This is a genomic window from Bacteroides sp. 4_1_36 (assembly GCF_003466325.1).
GTDB classification, from domain to species: Bacteria; Bacteroidota; Bacteroidia; order Bacteroidales; family Bacteroidaceae; genus Bacteroides; species Bacteroides uniformis.
The window spans coordinates 180,491-199,598 of sequence record NZ_QSOX01000001.1; the positions used below are offsets into that span (position 1 = coordinate 180,491).

Genomic DNA, 19,108 nt, shown 5'->3' on the forward strand with positions numbered 1-19,108 from the left:
TTCTCTATGATGAGATAATTATCACTTGATATTCAATTCTTCACGCAGGAACTTAGGCGTATAGCCTTTCTTGCTTTTAGCAACCTCTTCCGGGGTTCCGCAGGAAAGGAGTTCTCCCCCTCCCTTACCGCCTTCTGGCCCCATATCGATGATATAGTCCGCCATCTTGATGACATCGAGATTATGCTCTATGACGATGACGGTATTCCCTTTGTCTACAAGTTTGTTCAACACGTTCATCAAAACGCGGATATCTTCGAAATGAAGTCCGGTAGTAGGTTCGTCAAGGATATACAGAGTCTTGCCCGTATCACGTTTGGAAAGTTCCGTAGCCAACTTCACGCGCTGGCTCTCACCTCCGGAGAGCGTGGTGGAAGACTGGCCCAACTTGATATAACCCAATCCCACTTCCTGGATAACCTTAATTTTGTTCAATATCTGAGGCACATTCTCGAAAAACTCCACCGCACGGTTGATGGTCATATCCAGCACATCGGCAATGGATTTTCCCTTAAAACGCACTTCCAGCGTCTCTCGGTTGTAACGCTTGCCGTGACATACCTCGCAAGGCACATACACATCCGGCAGGAAATTCATCTCAATGCACTTGTACCCATTGCCTTGGCAAGCTTCGCAGCGTCCGCCACTGACGTTGAAGGAGAAGCGTCCCGCCTTATATCCACGTATCTTCGCTTCGGGCAAGCCGACAAACAGATTGCGGATATCGGAAAACACACCGGTATAAGTGGCAGGATTGGAACGCGGCGTTCGTCCCAAAGGAGACTGGTCCACATTCACCACCTTGTCTATATATTCCAGCCCTTCAATACTATCATAGTCCAAAGGATCCTGCAGTGAACGATAGAACTTCTGCGAAAGAATAGGCTGCAACGTCTCGTTGATAAGCGTGGACTTGCCACTGCCGGAAACACCGGTAACGCAAATCAGCTTGCCCAGCGGGAACTCCACATCCACATCCTTCAGATTATTACCCTTGGCGCCACGCAGCCACAGACTGTGTCCATTGCCCTCGCGACGCTTGGCAGGCACCTCAATGGCACGCTCACCATTCAAGTATTGGGAAGTCAGCGTATGCGTCCGTAGCATTTCACGGGGAGTACCGGCAAAGACAACATCCCCTCCCAGCCTACCGGCTTTCGGCCCCATATCAATGACATAATCGGCGGCGAGCATCATATCCTTGTCATGCTCCACCACAATGACGGAGTTGCCAATGTCACGCAGTTCCTTCAAAGAGTGTATCAAGCGCTGGTTGTCACGCTGGTGCAGGCCGATACTCGGCTCGTCCAATATATAGAGCACATTCACCAGCTGAGAGCCTATCTGCGTAGCCAGGCGGATACGCTGGCTCTCTCCACCGGAAAGGCTGACGGAACTGCGGTTCAGCGACAGATAATCCAGACCGACATCGAGCAGAAACTTGAGCCGCGTACGGATTTCCTTCAGGATTTCACCGGCAATCTGCTGCTGCTTGCTGCTGAGATGCGGGTCTACGGCAGATAGCCAGTCATACAGCTCGCTAATGTCCATTGTGGACAGTTCGTAGATGTTCTTGTCGTGGATGCGGAACGAAAGCGCTTCCTTGTTCAGCTTGGCGCCATGGCACTCCGGACAAACGGCAGTCTTGGCAAACTGGTCCGCCCACTTCTGCGCCGTGGCGGAAGCATCCTTCTCTTGCAACATCTGAATGTATTTGATGACACCCTCAAACGTCACGAAGTAGTCGGAAGAGGTGCCTATCAGCGAACTCTTTATCTTGATGCGCTCGTCCGAGCCGTAGAGCACCTCGTCCAGTGCATCCTCCGGCAGCTCCTTCACCGGAGTTTTCAGCGTTGCCTCATACTTCTCCAGCAAGGCGGTAATCTGCCAGAAAATCATGCTGTTCTTGGCTTTCCCCAAGGGTGCGATGGCACCTCCGGCGATGGAGAGCTCGCGGTCGGGAATCACCTTGTCGATGTCAATCTGGCTCACCACCCCCAGCCCTTTGCACTTGGGGCATGCGCCCTGCGGGGAGTTGAAGGAGAAGTTGTGCGGTGCCGGTTCCCGATAGGACAAGCCCGTCACGGGACACATCAGCCGCTTGCTGTAATGGCGCACGCTGTCGGTCTGCGCATCGAGTATCATCAGCAGCCCGTCGCCCTGGCGCATGGCGGTGGCTACGCTGTTCTTCAGGCGCGTGTCGTCCTTATCTGCCACCACAAGCTTGTCTATCACTACCTCCACATCGTGGTTCTTGTAGCGGTCCAGCTTCATACCGGGCAGGGCTTCGCGCACCTCGCCGTCCACACGCACGTAGAGGTAGCCTTTCTTGCGCACCTGCTCGAAAAGCTCCTTGTAGTGTCCCTTACGACCCCGCACCAGCGGAGCAAGGATGTAGATGCGCTTTCCTTTATAGTCTTTCAGGATGAGGTCCAGTATCTGCTCTTCGGTGTACTTCACCATCTTCTCGCCCGAGAGGTAGGAGTAGGCGTCGCCGGCGCGGGCATAGAGCAGACGCAGGTAATCGTACACCTCGGTGGTAGTGCCCACGGTGGAGCGCGGATTCTTGTTGGTGGTTTTCTGCTCGATGGAGATAACCGGGCTCAGTCCCGTTATCTTGTCCACATCCGGACGCTCCAGGTTTCCCAGGAAGTTACGGGCGTATGCCGAAAAAGTCTCGATATAGCGGCGCTGCCCTTCGGCAAAGATAGTATCGAATGCCAGCGAGGACTTGCCGCTTCCGCTCAGTCCGGTAATCACCGTAAGGCTGTTACGGGGAATCTCGGCATCGATATTCTTAAGGTTGTGCACGCGCGCACCATATACATTGATATATTCTGTTTCTTCTTGCATGTTAATTTATCCTATCGTTTTAACTGCAAAAATAACTGTTTCCCCCCGAATATCAGCCGAAAAGCGCTATTTTTCAGTTTTGAAATGCACAATATTATTTCTTAACGCAATCCTTTGGCAGAAATGCCACAATATTCGTACCTTTGCAGCTACTTTGGGAAATTGTAAACATAAACCAACGATTACTGAATGAAAACGATTAACCGCATTATCTGCTCCCTGCTGCTTGCCGGCGCATGCACGCTGGGTGCAGTGGCACAAGAGAACCAATCTTATTTCCTGCATACCATCGAAAAAGGACAAAGTCTCTACTCCATCGCCAGCATGTACGGCGTCAGCCAGGCAGACATCATCAAACTGAATCCCGGCAGTGACGAGAGAATATTCATCGGACGCACGCTGCGTATCCCCCGCAGTGCCGCCAACGCACAAAAAGAAACATACCACACCATCGCATCCGGCGAGACCCTCTACCGGCTGACTGTGAAATACAACGTATCTGCCAAAGCCATCTGTGACGCCAACCCTGGACTGAGCGCCGAGAATTTCCGTATCGGACAAGTCATCCTCATTCCTTCCACAACCGAGGCCGAAACCATAGTCCCGGCTGAGACACAAAGCAGCACTGTGGTTGCCAACAACAATATTCTCGGCCCCGTAGAGTCACGATGCCGTGACATGCACAAAGTGAAGCGGAAAGAAACCGTATTCAGCATCAGCCGTGAATACGGCATCAGCGAAGCCGAACTGATAGCCGCCAACCCGGAATTAAAAGGCGAAAACAAAATAAAGAAGGGAACCTTCCTCTGCATTCCCTATCCCAAAGCACAGACGGAGCAAAGCATCCAGTCGCAGGCAATACCTACCGACAGCGAGCTGTTTCGTGAAAACAGAAAAGAGACAGAGCGTTTCAGCACCATCAAGGCTGCCGTCATCCTTCCCTTCCTGGACGGGGTATCGAAGAGTGAGTCCTCCCGTATGGTGGAATACTACGAAGGCCTGCTGATGGCCGTAGACAGCCTGAAACGTACCGGCACTTCCATTGACTTGTACACTTACAATTCGGGCCCCGAAAGTGCCTCGCTGAACTCCATTCTGGGCAAAAGCGAGATGAAGGACATGGACATCATATTCGGGCCTCTGTACCAACAGCACATCGAGCCGCTGGCCGAATTTGCCAAGAAACAAGACACACGTCTGGTGATACCATTCACATCGAAAGACAACACGGTATTCCAGAATCCGGCGGTCTATCAGATAAATACTCCCCAATCCTATCTGTACTCCGAGGTGTACGACCACTTTGTGCGCCAGTTCCCCAACGCCAACGTCATCTTCATTGAAGCCAGCCAGGGCGCCAAGGACAAGGCAGAATTCATCAAGGGACTGAAAGACGAACTGCGCAACCGTTCCATCCCGATGAAGAGCCTGAAAGAGGATGTCACTGTAGAATCCCTGAAAACAGTATTACGCACGGACCGTGAGAATATCTTCATCCCCACATCCGGCAGCAACCTGACATTGATTAAGATACTTCCCCAACTGACGCTGTTGGTACGCGAGCAACCCGAAAGCCGTGTCCATCTGTTCGGCTATCCGGAGTGGCAGACCTACACCAAAGACCACCTGGAAGCCTTCTTCGAACTGGACACCTATTTCTATTCCTCTTTCTATACCAACAACCTGCTTCCTGCCGCCATCAACTTCACCAAGAGCTACCGCAGATGGTATGGCAAGGAGATGGACGAACGCTATCCCAAATTCGGCATGTTGGGCTTCGATACCGGTTATTTCTTCCTGAAAGGACTTGCACGCTATGGCTCTTCCTTCGAGAAGAACATGCAGGGGCTGGACCTGGTGCCCATCCAGACCGGCTTCAAGTTCCAACGGGTAAACAACTGGGGGGGCTTCATCAACAAGAAAGTGTTTTTTGTGCACTTCACCAAGAATTTTGAGCTGGTGAAGCTGGACTTTGATTAATGATTAGGGATTAATGATTAATCATCTGATAATCCACTATATAACTATCAACTTGTAGCCTGTAACTCGTAACTTATAACTTATAACATGAACCTGAGAACAATCATCATATTCGCCCTGCTGGTGTGTGCATGTATATTGCCCCTGCATGCGCAGGTGGGCGAGCAACGCCACAACTTCGCTGTGGGCGTCAATGGAGGCATCAATCTGAATAGCGTAAGCTTCTCTCCCTCTGTCAAGCAGAAGAATCTGATGGGTATCAACGGCGGTGTAACAGCCCGATACATTTCCGAAAAATACTTCAGTATGATTTGCGGTGCACAAATCGAGCTGAACTTCTCACAACACGGTTGGGACGAGTATTACGAGGACTATCCCACACTGAGCTACACCCGCACCATGAACTATGTGGAAATACCGTTCCTGGCGCATCTGGCATTCGGCAAGGACCGCGGTTTGCAATTCTTCATCCATGCCGGTCCGCAGATAGGTTTCCTGCTTGGCGACAGCGAAAAGATAGACGGCGACTGGGACGGCACTGTAGCAGAATCCTACACCAACATCACCGTGGAACAGCACGGCAAGGCCATAGACAACAAATTCGACTACGGCATTGCAGGTGGAGCAGGCATAGAGCTGCGCACCAAGGCAGGCAATTTCATCGTAGAAGGAAGATACTACTATGCTTTATCCGATTTCTATGGTAGCACCAAGAAGGACTTTTTCTCACGCTCCGCACACGGAGTCATTACGGCCAAGATAACTTATCTCTTCGACTTGAAGAAGTAATGCTTATAGGAAACACCCGTTTCCACACGTAGGAACGACAATTTCCTCTAATGGGAACAGTATAATGGAACGACTGTAACCTCAAGAGGAAACGATAAAAAAGGCAGACCACGTATTCCGAATGAAATACGTGGTCTGCCTTTTGTTATTATCAAGTAGATAAACCTTCTTATCTTCTTAAACGGTCTGCCGCCTTCACCATCACCTCATCTTTGTAGATGGCACGGAAGGCCAGATAGTTGAGGATGATGGCTACCACCGGAAGGCAAAGCGCCCATCCCAACTGGAAAGTCATTGCATCCAAATCACCCTTCAAAATAAACATAAATACACAGAAGGCTATGTAGTAGCCTATCAGCAGAATGCTGCTGAAAATCGTCATGCGTATTTGCAACATACGGTTACGGAAAAGGAATATCGTACAGAAGGCAACAAGTGCACTGAGCAACAATATCCCGAACAAGCCCCAAGTAGACTGAAATCCTCCGTCGGCCAAAGCCACTCCCAGAGGTTTGAAAACATGTGCTGTCACTCCGTCCGCTCCGATGAACTGTCCTACAGGCATGCAAATTGCCACAACCAACAGGATAGTTACCAACAACAAATAAACAGATTGAATACGTTGTATCATTACTGTAATTTTTCTTTTTCCTTAGCCGGGTTACGATAGTAAATCTTACCCTCCACATACTCTTGCGTTGCAATCAATGTCGGCTTCGGCAGTTTTTCGTAATAGCGGGAAATCTCAATCTGTTCCCGGTTTTCGAACACTTCTTCCAAATTATCATTGTAAGAGGCAAACTCAGCAAGCTTTTTGGAAAGGTCATTCTTGATTTCCACACTAATCTGGTTGGCACGTTTTCCGATAATCGCTACGCTTTCGTATACATTACCGGTATCCTCACACAACTCCATCATATCACGGGTCACCGTAGTAGTAGGAGCATTTGTCTTTCTGTAATCCATAAATTTATCTATTGTATTATTATATTATTGCTCTTCACTTCCTTCTCCCAGCATTTTCTGTGCTTCCTTAAAGATTCGGTCGACTTCCTTCATATACTTACTTTCGGGGAACTCATTTTTAAAGGCATAACATTCATCCACCGCTTCACGGTAACGTTCGGCTCTTCTATCTTCCACACTATACACAGCCAACTCATACTTGGCACGCAAGATAAGAATGGATAAATCTTCACGTAGGTTGGTATAGGGATAATCCTTCAAAGCATTCTGCGCAGTGATAACGCAAGCCTGATAGTTGTTGCCCAGATAATTACCCATATTATAATAAAGTTTTGCAGACAGATACTCCTTCATCACCAGCTTGTCCTGCAAGGCAAATATCATGTTCTGCGCTTCTTCTTTCTTGGAGCTTTGCGGGAAGTATTCCATAAACATCTGCAACTGCTGGATGGCGCTATACGTACCGGATTGGTCCAAACGCGGCTCCGGAGTATCCAAATATAGAGCTTTACCGGCATGGAAACGTGCCAGTTCAGTGAATGTGCCGCGGGGATAAACGTTGTAGTATTGAATGAAAGTCTGCGCAGCAGTCTGATAATCCTTTTGGTTATAGTAACTCATGCCCAGCATATAGAGGGATTCCTCCGCCTTATCAGTACCTTTGAGAATGGCAATCAATTCATTGAGCAAAGTAGCAGCACGGTTGTACTGGCCTTTTGCGAAGTAATTTTTTGCCGCTTCGTACTTGTATTCGTAATCTGTGCTTTTCAGCAATTTGTTGTATTCTCCACACGAGGAGAGCAGCAATGCTGCAAGCAGAGTTATTAGGATGTTCTTCTTCATTACTTTTGTTCAAATAATGCGCAAAGATAGAGGTTCGCATCGAATAAAGCAACGATACGAGCCTTAATTTTTCAAAAACCAGACGAACGGGCAGGAATTAGGGATGAATGGTGAAGGATTAGGGATTAGTGACTGTGCTATCAACTGCATAGTCCTCATCCCTAATCCTTCCTCCCTAATCCTTCGTTTTCACAGTTTATAGAGTTCGCTTGCCGCCAGCAAATCGACCTTTTTTTCTGTCAATACACGGATACAGTTATCCATGTCGTTGGGACGGATGATGACATTGGCCGTTTCACCATTGGCAAAGGAATACATGTACTCGATGAACACGCCTTCATCGGAGAGGAAACGGAGCACTTTCGCCAATGAGCCGGGGATATTGGGACAACTGATGCCTACTACATCCGTTACGTTCACTGCGAAGTGATTATCTTTCAAAGCCTTATATGCTTTATCCGGTTCGGAAACAATGCCACGAAGGATACCGAAATCGGCATTCTCTGCAATACATAGAGCAGAAAGGTTGACACCTTCTTTTGCAAGAACTTCAGTCACCTCTGTGAGGCGACCGGACTTGTTCTCCAGAAAAATGGAAAGTTGTTTTGCTACCATAGGTTTATTTACTATTTGACGATTTACGATTTACCATGTACAATTTGGCGATTTACAATTTGCGGTTGTCGATGACGCGCTTGGCTTTGCCTACGCTGCGCTCAATACTGCGCGGTTCTACCAAACGGACATCTACGCCGAGACCGAGTACGCTCTGCAGGCGGGCCACAAGCTTCTTCTTCAGAGCCAGCATCTTGTTGATTTCATCGGAATAGTATTCGGGACGAACCTCAACCTGCAACTCCATGGTGTCGGTATTGTTCTTGCGGTCTACCAGCAAGAGGTAGTGAGGCTCGAACTCCGGCATTTCGAGGATAACGGACTCTATCTGCGTGGGGAACACGTTGACACCACGGATAATCAGCATGTCATCACTACGTCCCAAGATGCGGTCCATACGAACCAGTGTACGTCCGCAGGAGCACTTATCGTAGTGCAGGGCGGTGAGGTCCTTGGTACGGTAGCGCAACAGCGGCATCCCCTCTTTGGTAAGGTGAGTGAACACCAATTCGCCGGTTTCTCCAGGGGCAACCGGTTCGAGGGTCTTCGGGTCTACAATCTCGGGGAAGTAATGGTCTTCATTGAGGTGGGTACCGTGCTGGCACTCGCATTCGTAACCTACACCGGGACCGGCAATCTCACTAAGCCCATAAATATCAAATGCCTTGATACCCAGCTTGGTTTCAATATCCCGACGCATACTTTCGGTCCACGGCTCGGCGCCGAAAGCTCCCACTTTCAACTTAAACTCTTCACGGGGAAGACCGGAGTCTTTGATGGCATCTGCCAGATAGAGGGCGTATGAGGGCGTGCAGCAAAGTACGGTAGAACCGAAATCATGCATCAGTGTAATCTGCTTCTCCGTATTGCCGCTGGACATCGGGATGACGGAAGCGCCGATATTCTCGGCACCGGCATGCGCACCCAGTCCGCCGGTAAAAAGTCCGTAACCGTAGGACACCTGGAAAATATCCGAGCTACCGGCACCATAGGCGGTAAAGGCCCGTGAAAGGCATTCGGACCATGCTGAAAGGTCTTTTCGGGTATAGCCTACCACAGTGGGTTTTCCGGTTGTGCCGGAAGAGGCATGAATACGCACAATCTGGCTCATAGGTACGGCACAGAGGCCGAAGGGATAATTGTCCCGCAAGTCGTACTTGGTAGTAAAAGGCAGTTTTACAATATCATCTATACTGTTTATGTCATCGGGAGTAACTCCCAGTTCCTGCATTTTCTTACGATAAAAAGGAGTGTCATGATACACACGCTCCACAGTCTTTTTGAGACGAATGCTCTGGATTTTACGAAGGCTTTCGCGATCCATGCATTCGATGCTTTCATTCCAAATCATGTTCTTCGTTGTATTACAATTATTAATGGTTGTTATCAATATAGCTGCAAAGTAAACAAAAAAATTTTGTTTATCTCAAAGATTTTACCGAATATTGCCGCTCCTAAGAAGAGAAAATGAACAAATTCGAACTGACATCCGCTTACCAGCCCACCGGTGACCAGCCGGAGGCCATCGCACAGCTGACCGAGGGCGTGCGCGAGGGACTTCCCGCACAGACACTGCTTGGTGTCACCGGGTCCGGAAAGACATTCACCATAGCCAACGTCATTGCCAACATCAACAAGCCAACGCTGATATTGAGCCACAACAAGACGCTGGCTGCCCAGTTATACAGCGAGTTCAAGGGATTCTTCCCGAACAATGCCGTGGAATACTATGTGTCCTACTACGACTACTATCAGCCCGAAGCCTACCTGCCATCATCGGACACCTATATAGAAAAAGACCTCGCCATCAACGACGAGATAGACAAGTTGCGCCTTGCCGCCACCTCCGCCCTGCTTTCGGGCAGGAAAGATGTAGTGGTGGTATCCTCCGTTTCGTGCATATACGGCATGGGGAATCCGGCAGACTTCTACAACAACGTCATCGAAGTACAGCAAGGCAAGAATTTCAGTCGCAATGTCTTCCTGCGACGCCTGGTGGACAGTCTTTACGTACGCAACGACATTGACCTGAACCGCGGCAATTTCCGCGTGAAAGGCGATACGGTGGACATTTATCTGGCTTACGCCGACAACTTGCTGCGCGTCACCTTTTGGGGAGACGAGGTAGACAGTATTGAGGAAGTGGACCCTATGAGCGGCGTTACCGTCGCCAAGTTCGATGCCTACAAGATTTATCCCGCCAACCTCTTCATGACCACCAAGGAAGCCACGTTGCGTGCCATACACGAAATAGAGGATGACCTTCACAAGCAGGTGCAATGGTTTGAAAACGAAGGCCGCCCATTCGAGGCCAAACGCTTGCAGGAACGGGTGACCTATGATATGGAAATGATACGCGAATTGGGACATTGCTCCGGCATTGAGAATTATTCTCGCTACTTTGACGGGCGTGCTGCCGGTACCCGCCCCTACTGCCTGCTGGACTTCTTCCCCGAAGATTTCCTGATAGTCATTGACGAAAGCCACGTCAGCGTCCCGCAGATACGTGCCATGTACGGAGGTGACCGCGCCCGCAAGATAAACCTGGTGGAGTACGGATTCCGCCTACCGGCTGCCATGGACAACCGCCCGCTGAAATTCGATGAATTCGAAGAGATGGCCAAACAAGTGATTTACGTCAGCGCCACACCGGCAGACTATGAGCTGATGAAATCCGAAGGCATCGTAGTAGAACAAGTCATCCGCCCGACGGGACTGTTAGACCCCATTATTGAGGTGCGTCCCAGCCACAACCAAATAGACGACCTGATGGAAGAAATCCAAGCACGCATCGAGAAGAACGAGCGTACCCTCGTCACCACCCTCACCAAACGAATGGCTGAAGAACTGACGGAATATCTGCTGAACAACAACGTGAAGTGTAATTATATCCACAGCGACGTAGACACTTTGGAACGTGTGAAGATTATGGGTGACTTGCGCGAGGGCATTTACGATGTACTTGTCGGTGTCAACCTGCTGCGTGAAGGACTCGACCTGCCTGAAGTCTCTCTCGTTGCCATTCTCGATGCAGACAAGGAAGGTTTCCTTCGTTCCCACCGCTCACTGACACAGACTGCCGGACGTGCCGCCCGTAACGTGAACGGTATGGTCATCATGTATGCCGACAAAATAACGGACAGCATGCAACTGACCATCGACGAGACCAACCGCCGTCGCGAGAAGCAGTTGAAGTACAACGAAGAGCACGGCATCACACCACAGCAAATCAAGAAAGCCAAGAACCTCAATGTGTTTGCCACCAACGAGGCTTCCGGCGAAGCCGTCCTCAGCAGCGAGAAGTTCACTTCCAGCACTCCCCGACCCTATGTGGAACAAGAAAGTACATCTACGATGGCTGCCGACCCTATAGTACAGTACATGAGCCGCAAGCAACTGGAAAAGAGTATCGAACGTACCAAGAAGCTTATGCAGGAGGCTGCCAAGAAACTCGATTTTATCGAAGCCGCACAGTATCGGGACGAGGTGCTGAAGATGGAGGAATTGCTGAAAGAAAAAGACGAGTAAGGGATTTCACCTCTTTTTCTCAAACTATACTCCCCTCCTTTTGTTATTCTATGAAACAGAGTATTAATTCATAAAGACAAAAGCGAGATGAATAAACCAATAAAGACAATAGCTGTTGCACTGGCTGCCATAGCCTCCATGAGTGTGCAACAAACAGAAGCGTGTACCCGAGCCACCTACATCGGTCCTGACAATACAGTCATTACAGGACGTACGATGGACTGGAAAGAAGACCTTATGAGTAACATCTATGTATTCCCACGAGGCATGCAAAGGGCAGGCTACAACAAAGGGAATGCAGTGAACTGGACTTCCAAGTACGGTAGCGTCATTGCCGCCGGTTATGACATAGGTACCTGCGACGGTATGAACGAGAAAGGTCTGGTTGCCAGCCTGCTCTTCCTTCCGGAGTCCGTTTACCACCGCCCGGGAGACAACCGCCCGATTATGGGCATCAGTATCTGGACGCAATACGTACTCGACAATTTTGCAACCGTACGCGAAGCTGTGGATGAACTGAAAAAAGAATCCTTCCGCATTGATGCACCAGACCTGCCCAACGGAGCCGCTTCCACCCTGCATCTGGCCATCACAGATGAAACCGGAAACACGGCTGTCCTGGAATACATAGACGGAAACCTTGAGATACATGAAGGCAAGCAGTATCAAGTAATGACCAACTCTCCCAAATATGAACTCCAGCTGGCTATCAACGACTATTGGAAAGAGGTAGGCGGACTGAATATGTTGCCGGGAACCAACCGCTCCAGTGACCGCTTTGTACGCGCATCGTTCTACATCAATGCCATTCCGCAAACAGCGGATGCAAAGATTGCTGTACCCAGTGTATTGAGCGTAATGCGCAATGTTTCTGTACCGTTCGGTATCACCACACCGGACAAGCCCCATATCTCCTCCACCCGTTGGCGTTCTGTATCCGACCAGAAGAACAAAGTATATTATTTTGAGTCCACACTGACCCCTAACTTGTTCTGGCTCGACCTGAAGAAAATCGATTTTAGCCCGAATGCAGGAATCAAGAAACTCTCACTGACAAACGGAGAAATCTATGCCGGAGATGCCATAAAGGATTTGAAAGACAGCAAAGGATTTGTATTTCTTTTCCAGACGCCGGTAATGTAGCACAGCCCCTACACATAGCCCCTCAATAATGGATGCTTCCCACTTCTTTCTATAAGAGAAAGCAGGGAAGCATTTATTTTTCTCATTATTTTTGTGTACGTTTGCAGATACATACTCAATGCAGCAATTTACATGGAATTATTAGTATACAAAGCCTCTGCCGGCTCAGGCAAGACCTTTACGCTGGCTGTGGAATACATCAAGCATTTGATAATCAATCCACGCGCCTACCGGCAGATACTTGCCGTAACCTTCACCAACAAGGCTACGGCAGAGATGAAGGAGCGCATACTGACACAGCTTTACGGTATCTGGAAGGGAGCACCTTCTTCCGAAGCATACTTGGAGAGAATTAAAAATTATAAATTAAAAATTAAAGAAGAAGGCGGGGACAGATTGACGGACGGGGAGATTCGTCAACGGGCCGGCATGGCACTGCAATACATGCTGCATGACTACAGCCGTTTCCGCGTGGAAACCATCGACTCCTTTTTTCAATCTGTGATGCGCAACCTTGCCCGCGAACTGGAACTGAGTCCTAACCTGAACATAGAGCTGAACAACAGTGAAGTGCTGAGTGATGCCGTAGACAGCCTCATCGAGAAGCTTACCCCCACTTCTCCCGTGCTGGCATGGCTCCTGGACTACATCGACGAGCGCATCCGCGACGACAAACGCTGGAACGTATCGAATGAGGTGAAAAGTTTCGGACGAAACATCTTCGATGAAAGCTACATAGAACGCGGCGAAAAACTACGGCAATGCCTTCGTACTCCGAACACGTTGAAACTCTACCGGGATGTGCTGCGCGATATGGAAACCGAGGCTCTGGAACAGATGAAAAGTTTCTACGACCAGTTTGAAGGCGAACTGGAAGGGCATGCCCTCACTCCCGAAGACTTGAAAGGAGGTGCCCGAGGCATCGGCAGTTACTTCCGCAAACTGCGCGACGGCAGACTGTCTGACAAAGATGTGCTGAACGCCACCCTGCAAAACAGCCTGGCAGATGCAAAAAACTGGGCAACGAAAACATCCTCACGGAAGGACGACATCATCTGTCTGGCAAAAACCAGCCTGATACCTCTACTGCAGGAAGCCGAAAGAATGCGTCCGCAACGCAACCGCACCCTGAACAGTTGCCGTCTCTCGCTCCAGCATCTCAACAAACTACAACTCCTCAACCATATTGACGAAGAGGTACGTACACTGAACCGAGAACATAACCGCTTTCTACTTTCGGACACCAACGCCCTGCTGCACAAATTGGTGCGCGAGGGTGACTCTTCGTTCGTCTTCGAGAAAATCGGCGCCAACATACGCAACGTCATGATTGACGAATTCCAGGACACCAGCCGCATGCAATGGGACAACTTCCGTCTGCTGTTGCTCGAAGGACTTTCGCAAGGAGCCGACAGTCTGATTGTGGGAGATGTGAAGCAGTCCATCTACCGCTGGCGGAACGGGGACTGGGGAATACTGAACAGCTTGGGGAATAAAGAATTAAACTTAAACTCCTTCCCCGTCCGTGTGGAAACCCTAAAAACAAACCGGCGTAGCGAAACCAACATTATCCGTTTCAACAACCAGGTATTTACCGCTGCCATAGACTACCTCAATGCATTACACCTGAACGAACTGAAAGAGGATTGCCTACCCCTGAAACGCGCTTATGCCGACGTAGTGCAGGAATCGCCCAAGAGCACGGAGTACGGCTACGTAAAAGCCACCTTCCTTGAACCGGACGATGAACACAACTATACAGAGCAGACCCTTCTCGCTTTAGGAGAAGAGGTGCAACGGCTGCTGGAAGAGGGCGTAACACTGAATGATATCACCATCCTTGTCCGCAAGAACAAGAATATCCCGCCGATAGCCGACTATTTTGACAAAGAACTGCATCTTTCTGTCGTGTCCGACGAAGCTTTCCGTCTGGATGCCTCCCTTGCCATCTGCATGCTGATGGATGCCCTGCGCTGCCTATCGAATCCGGAGAACAAGATTGCGGAGGCTGCGCTGATGGAGAATTACAAATTACAAATGACAAATGACGAGCAGTCGGGATTCATCATAGCCACTCCCCTGCCCGAAACCTTTACCTCCCGACGGGAAACGCTGCGCTTGATGCCTTTGTATGAGTTACTGGAAGAACTGTTCAGCATCTTCGGCATGAGCCGCATTGAAAAGCAAGATGCCTACCTCTTCTCCTTCTTCGATGCTGTGATGGAGTATCTGCAAAGCAATTCTTCCGAACTGGCCAGCTTCATCCGCTACTGGGACGAAACCCTTTGCAGCAAAACCATCCCCAGCGGTGAGATGAACGGCATACGCATCCTCTCCATCCACAAGTCCAAAGGACTGGAATTCCATACCGTACTGATTCCCTTCTGCGACTGGAAGCTGGAGAACGAAACCAACAACCAGCTGGTGTGGTGCGCCCCACCGGAAGAGCCTTATAATGCCATCAGCTTAGTACCGGTGAACTATTCCACCACCATGGCGGAATCCATATACCGGCAGGACTATCTGCACGAACGTCTTCAGCTGTGGGTAGACAATTTGAATCTGCTGTACGTAGCCTTTACCCGTGCCGGCAAGAACCTCATCCTCTGGAGCCGAAAGGAACAGAAGGGAACCATGTCCGAACTCCTTGCCAACACCCTGCCCCACATAGCCAAAGACGGAGCAGGCAGTTGGGACGAAGAGGCTTCCATATACGAGAACGGCAAGATTTGCCCTTCCCCCGTCCCCGTCTCACAGCATGACGCAGACAACCCTGCTAACGACGAAGCTAAACCTCTATACTACGAACAGAAACCTCTATACTGCGAACGTAAACCTGAGGTTTACGAACAGCAACCAGTCAACAGACTTTCACAAAAGCCGGTCAAACTGCCCGTCCACATGGAGAGCATGCTCCACGACATCGAGTTCCGGCAATCCAACCGTTCGGCAGACTTCATAGCAGGAGTGGACGAAGCAGAGTCCAGCCAGCGCTTCATCAACCGGGGACGTTTGCTGCATACCCTATTCTCTGCCATCGAAACGGAAAAAGACATTGACAATGCCATCAGCCAGCTCGTCTTTGAAGGTGTGATTGGACGGAGTGAGACGGAAGAAGAAATACGCAACCTCACCCAACGCGCTTTCTCCCTGCCTCAAGTCAAGGACTGGTATTCAGGAACGTGGCAGCTATTCAATGAATGCGACATCATCTGGCAGGAAAACGGTGAACTGCGGACACGCCGCCCGGACCGCGTGATGATGCGTGGCGAAGAAATCGTAGTGGTGGACTTCAAGTTCGGAAAGCCGAACAAGAAGTACAACAAGCAGGTGCAGGGATACATGCAACTGCTGGTCCGCATGGGGTATGTCGCAGAAAATATACGAGGTTACTTGTGGTATGTAGAGGAGAACAACATAGAACCGGTATAACTCACTCCCCATCCACTATTAATTATCAATTATCAACTAAATCATGGAAACATTCCTCCAACTGGTCGCCCGCGACCTTTACGCCAAAATAGGAAACGACCTCTCGCGCACCGCCATCGTTTTCCCCAACAAACGTGCCAGTCTGTTCTTCAACGAATATCTGGCAGCTGAAACGGACCGCCCTTTGTGGTCGCCTGCCTACGTCAGCATCAGCGAACTGTTCCGGCAACTCTCTCCATTGAAGTCCGGTGACCCTATCCGTCTGGTATGCGAATTGTATAAGGTATTCCGCGAAGAGACCCGCAGCGAAGAAACTCTGGATGACTTCTACTTCTGGGGAGAACTGCTCATCAGCGATTTCGATGACGTAGACAAAAACCTTGTAGATGCCGACAAACTCTTCAGCAACCTGCAAGAACTGAAGAACATTATGGACAATTACGACTTCCTCGACCAAGAACAAGAAGAAGCCATCCGCCAGTTCTTCCAGAACTTTTCCATAGAAAAGCGCACGGAGCTGAAAGCCAAATTCATCTCCCTCTGGGATAAACTGGGCGACATCTACCGCCACTACCGCCGCAATCTTACAGAACTGGGCATCGCCTACGAAGGCATGATGTACCGCAATGTCATGGAGCAACTCGACACCGACCGACTGCGCTACGACCGCTATGTATTTGTCGGCTTCAACGTGCTGAATAGAGTAGAAACCCGTTTCTTCCAGCTCTTGCAGGATGCCGGGAAAGCAATGTTCTATTGGGATTACGACGTGTTCTACACCCGTCTTCCCCTTGAGCAAAAGCCGCCCTATACCCACGAAGCAGGCGAATTCATCCTCCGCAACCTAAAGCTGTTTCCCAACCAACTGCCCGAAACTTCTTTTGATGTACTGCGGAAACCCAAGAACGTACGCTTTATCTCCGCTTCTACCGAAAATGCACAAGCCCGCTACTTGCCGCAATGGATTAGGGGGAATGAAGAATTAAGAACCCCTTCTTCATTCAAAGACACTGCCGTTGTCCTTTGCAACGAATCCCTACTGCTTCCCGTCCTCCACTCCATTCCGGCAGAGGTAAAGAACGTCAACATCACAATGGGATTTCCCCTTGCCCAAACTCCGGTGTACAGTTTTATCAACGCCCTTGTAGAGCTACAGACTACCGGCTACCATGCAGGTACCGGACGATACATCTACGAAACCGTAATCACGCTGCTGAAACACCCTTACACCCGGCAACTTTCCCCCAATGCCGAAACACTGGAAAAACAGCTTACCCGGGACAACCGCTTCTATCCCCTTCCCTCGGAGCTGAAGCAGGACGCATTCCTTGAACAAGTCTTTACACCACAGAACGGCATCGCCGCCCTATGCAGCTACCTCACCGAACTGCTTCGCGAAGTGGCCGTCCTCTACCGCCAGGAAAAAGACGTGGAAGACATCTTCAACCAGCTGTACCGCGAGTCTCTGTTCAAAAGCTACACCCTCGTCAACCGCCTGCTCAGCCTGATAGAGACCGGCGAATTGAGTGGTGTGCGCACAGACACGCTGAAGCGACTGCTGAACCGCTTGCTTACCTCTGCCAACATTCCCTTCCACGGAGAACCCGCCATCGGCATGCAAGTAATGGGGGTGCTGGAAACGCGTAACCTCGATTTCCGTAACCTCATCATGCTCTCCCTCAACGAAGGGCAATTGCCCAAAGCCGGAGGCGACTCCTCCTTCATTCCCTACAACCTGAGGAAGGCCTTCGGCATGACCACCATAGAACACAAGAATGCCGTCTATGCCTACTACTTCTACCGCCTCATCCAACGGGCAGAAAACGTCACCTTATTATATAACATCTCTTCGGACGGACTGAACCGCGGGGAGATGTCCCGCTTCATGCTGCAATTCCTGGTAGAGTCGCCGCACAACATCTCCCTTGAGTACCTTGAAGCCGGACAATCTCCACAACAAGCCCTGGAAATTGAGATTCACAAGACACCGGAGATGTTGCAACAGATGTTCGACGCCTACGACATCCACCGACGTCCCAAAGCGTTCTTCTCCCCCTCTGCCCTCAATGCCTATCTGGACTGCCGGCTGAAATTCTACTACCGATACGTAGCCGGCCTGAAGGCTCTCGATGAAGTAAGCGCCGAAATAGACTCCGCCCTCTTCGGCACCATCTTCCACCGTTCTGCCGAACTGGTGTACAACGAACTGACAACCAACGGACGGGAAATACGTAAAGAAGACCTGGAACAGTTACTGAAAGACGATGTCCGCCTGCAAGCCTATGTGGACAATGCTTTTAAAGAAAAGTTCTTCCATGTGCCCCTTACGGAGCAACCGGAATATAACGGTACGCAGCTTATCCATTCCAAAGTCATTGCCTCTTACCTGCGCCAGCTTCTGCGCAATGACCTGCAATATGCCCCGTTCCGTATGGAGGGTATGGAACAGGACGTCAGAGAAATGATGGAAATAGATACTCCGCAAGGAAAGCTTGCCTTACAGATAGGCGGTACCATCGACCGCCTGGACAGCAAAGGAGACACGCTACGTATCGTGGACTACAAGACAGGCGGTACTCCCAAGACTCCTGAAAATATAGAACAACTGTTTACTCCCGCCGACAACCGTCCCAACTATATTTTCCAGACGTTTCTGTACGCCGCCATCCTCTGCCGCAAGCAATCGCTGAAGGTAGCCCCTTCCCTGCTCTACATCCACCGGGCAGCTTCCGAAAGCTACTCCCCGGTCATCGAAATGGGAGCGCCACGACAACCCAAGGTACCGGTCAACAACTTCGCTTTCTTCGAAGACGAGTTTCGCGAACGGCTGCACGGACTCCTGCAGGAGATATTCAGCCAAGAAGAAACATTCAGCCAAACAGAGGATACCCGGAAATGTGAATATTGCGATTTCCGCAGTCTGTGTAAGAGATAGAGATAAAAAAACAGACCATCCGTT

General features: G+C 50.0%; 12 protein-coding genes. 6 read left to right on the plus strand and 6 right to left on the minus strand.

Annotated elements, in window-relative coordinates:
* Positions 1 to 21: 21 nt before the first annotated feature.
* On the minus strand, positions 22 to 2,853 hold the full coding sequence (gene uvrA, locus DXD65_RS00740) for an excinuclease ABC subunit UvrA (RefSeq protein WP_117713471.1): 2,832 nt from the start codon (positions 2,851 to 2,853) through the stop codon (positions 22 to 24).
* Between the two features lie 189 nt (positions 2,854 to 3,042).
* On the opposite strand from uvrA, the gene DXD65_RS00750 reads away from it, so the two are divergent.
* A complete protein-coding gene (locus DXD65_RS00750) occupies positions 3,043 to 4,833 on the plus strand; it encodes a LysM peptidoglycan-binding domain-containing protein (protein WP_117887280.1) in 1,791 nt (596 codons plus the stop codon).
* Positions 4,834 to 4,920: 87 nt separating this feature from the next.
* Positions 4,921 to 5,622 carry a porin family protein gene (locus DXD65_RS00755; protein ID WP_008663316.1) on the plus strand — a complete coding sequence of 234 codons (702 nt, stop codon included), beginning with the start codon at positions 4,921 to 4,923 and terminating at the stop codon, positions 5,620 to 5,622.
* A gap of 169 nt (positions 5,623 to 5,791) precedes the next feature.
* On the opposite strand, the gene DXD65_RS00760 is transcribed toward DXD65_RS00755, so the two are convergent.
* The 5 genes from DXD65_RS00760 to DXD65_RS00780 form a co-directional block, all read right to left on the minus strand.
* Positions 5,792 to 6,253, minus strand: coding sequence for a DUF4293 domain-containing protein (locus DXD65_RS00760; RefSeq protein WP_005825355.1), 462 nt, complete (start codon positions 6,251 to 6,253; stop codon positions 5,792 to 5,794).
* Positions 6,253 to 6,588 (minus strand): DNA-directed RNA polymerase subunit omega, encoded by a 336-nt coding sequence (locus tag DXD65_RS00765; RefSeq protein ID WP_005825356.1) that lies wholly within the window; start codon positions 6,586 to 6,588, stop codon positions 6,253 to 6,255. The genes DXD65_RS00760 and DXD65_RS00765 overlap by 1 nt, the downstream gene beginning before the upstream one ends.
* A gap of 24 nt (positions 6,589 to 6,612) precedes the next feature.
* Entirely contained in the window at positions 6,613 to 7,431 is an 819-nt protein-coding gene (locus DXD65_RS00770) for an outer membrane protein assembly factor BamD (protein WP_005825357.1), read from the minus strand.
* 189 nt (positions 7,432 to 7,620) lie between these two features.
* A complete protein-coding gene (locus DXD65_RS00775) occupies positions 7,621 to 8,046 on the minus strand; it encodes an amino acid-binding protein (protein ID WP_005825359.1) in 426 nt (141 codons plus the stop codon).
* A 52-nt stretch (positions 8,047 to 8,098) separates the two neighbouring features.
* Positions 8,099 to 9,397, minus strand: a complete 1,299-nt coding sequence (locus DXD65_RS00780; protein WP_005825361.1) for a phenylacetate--CoA ligase family protein — start codon at positions 9,395 to 9,397, stop codon at positions 8,099 to 8,101.
* Positions 9,398 to 9,513: 116 nt separating this feature from the next.
* Between DXD65_RS00780 and uvrB the strand changes: the two genes are divergently transcribed.
* From uvrB to DXD65_RS00805, 4 genes are all read left to right on the plus strand, one after another.
* Entirely contained in the window at positions 9,514 to 11,574 is a 2,061-nt protein-coding gene (uvrB, locus tag DXD65_RS00790; protein ID WP_117681542.1) for an excinuclease ABC subunit UvrB, read from the plus strand.
* Between the two features lie 87 nt (positions 11,575 to 11,661).
* On the plus strand, positions 11,662 to 12,717 hold the full coding sequence (locus DXD65_RS00795; protein WP_117588770.1) for a linear amide C-N hydrolase: 1,056 nt from the start codon (positions 11,662 to 11,664) through the stop codon (positions 12,715 to 12,717).
* 132 nt (positions 12,718 to 12,849) lie between these two features.
* Complete coding sequence (locus DXD65_RS00800; RefSeq protein WP_117887281.1) at positions 12,850 to 16,149, plus strand: UvrD-helicase domain-containing protein; 3,300 nt, start codon at positions 12,850 to 12,852, stop codon at positions 16,147 to 16,149.
* A 43-nt stretch (positions 16,150 to 16,192) separates the two neighbouring features.
* Positions 16,193 to 19,084, plus strand: coding sequence for a PD-(D/E)XK nuclease family protein (locus DXD65_RS00805; protein WP_117887282.1), 2,892 nt, complete (start codon positions 16,193 to 16,195; stop codon positions 19,082 to 19,084).
* Positions 19,085 to 19,108 lie beyond the last annotated feature (24 nt).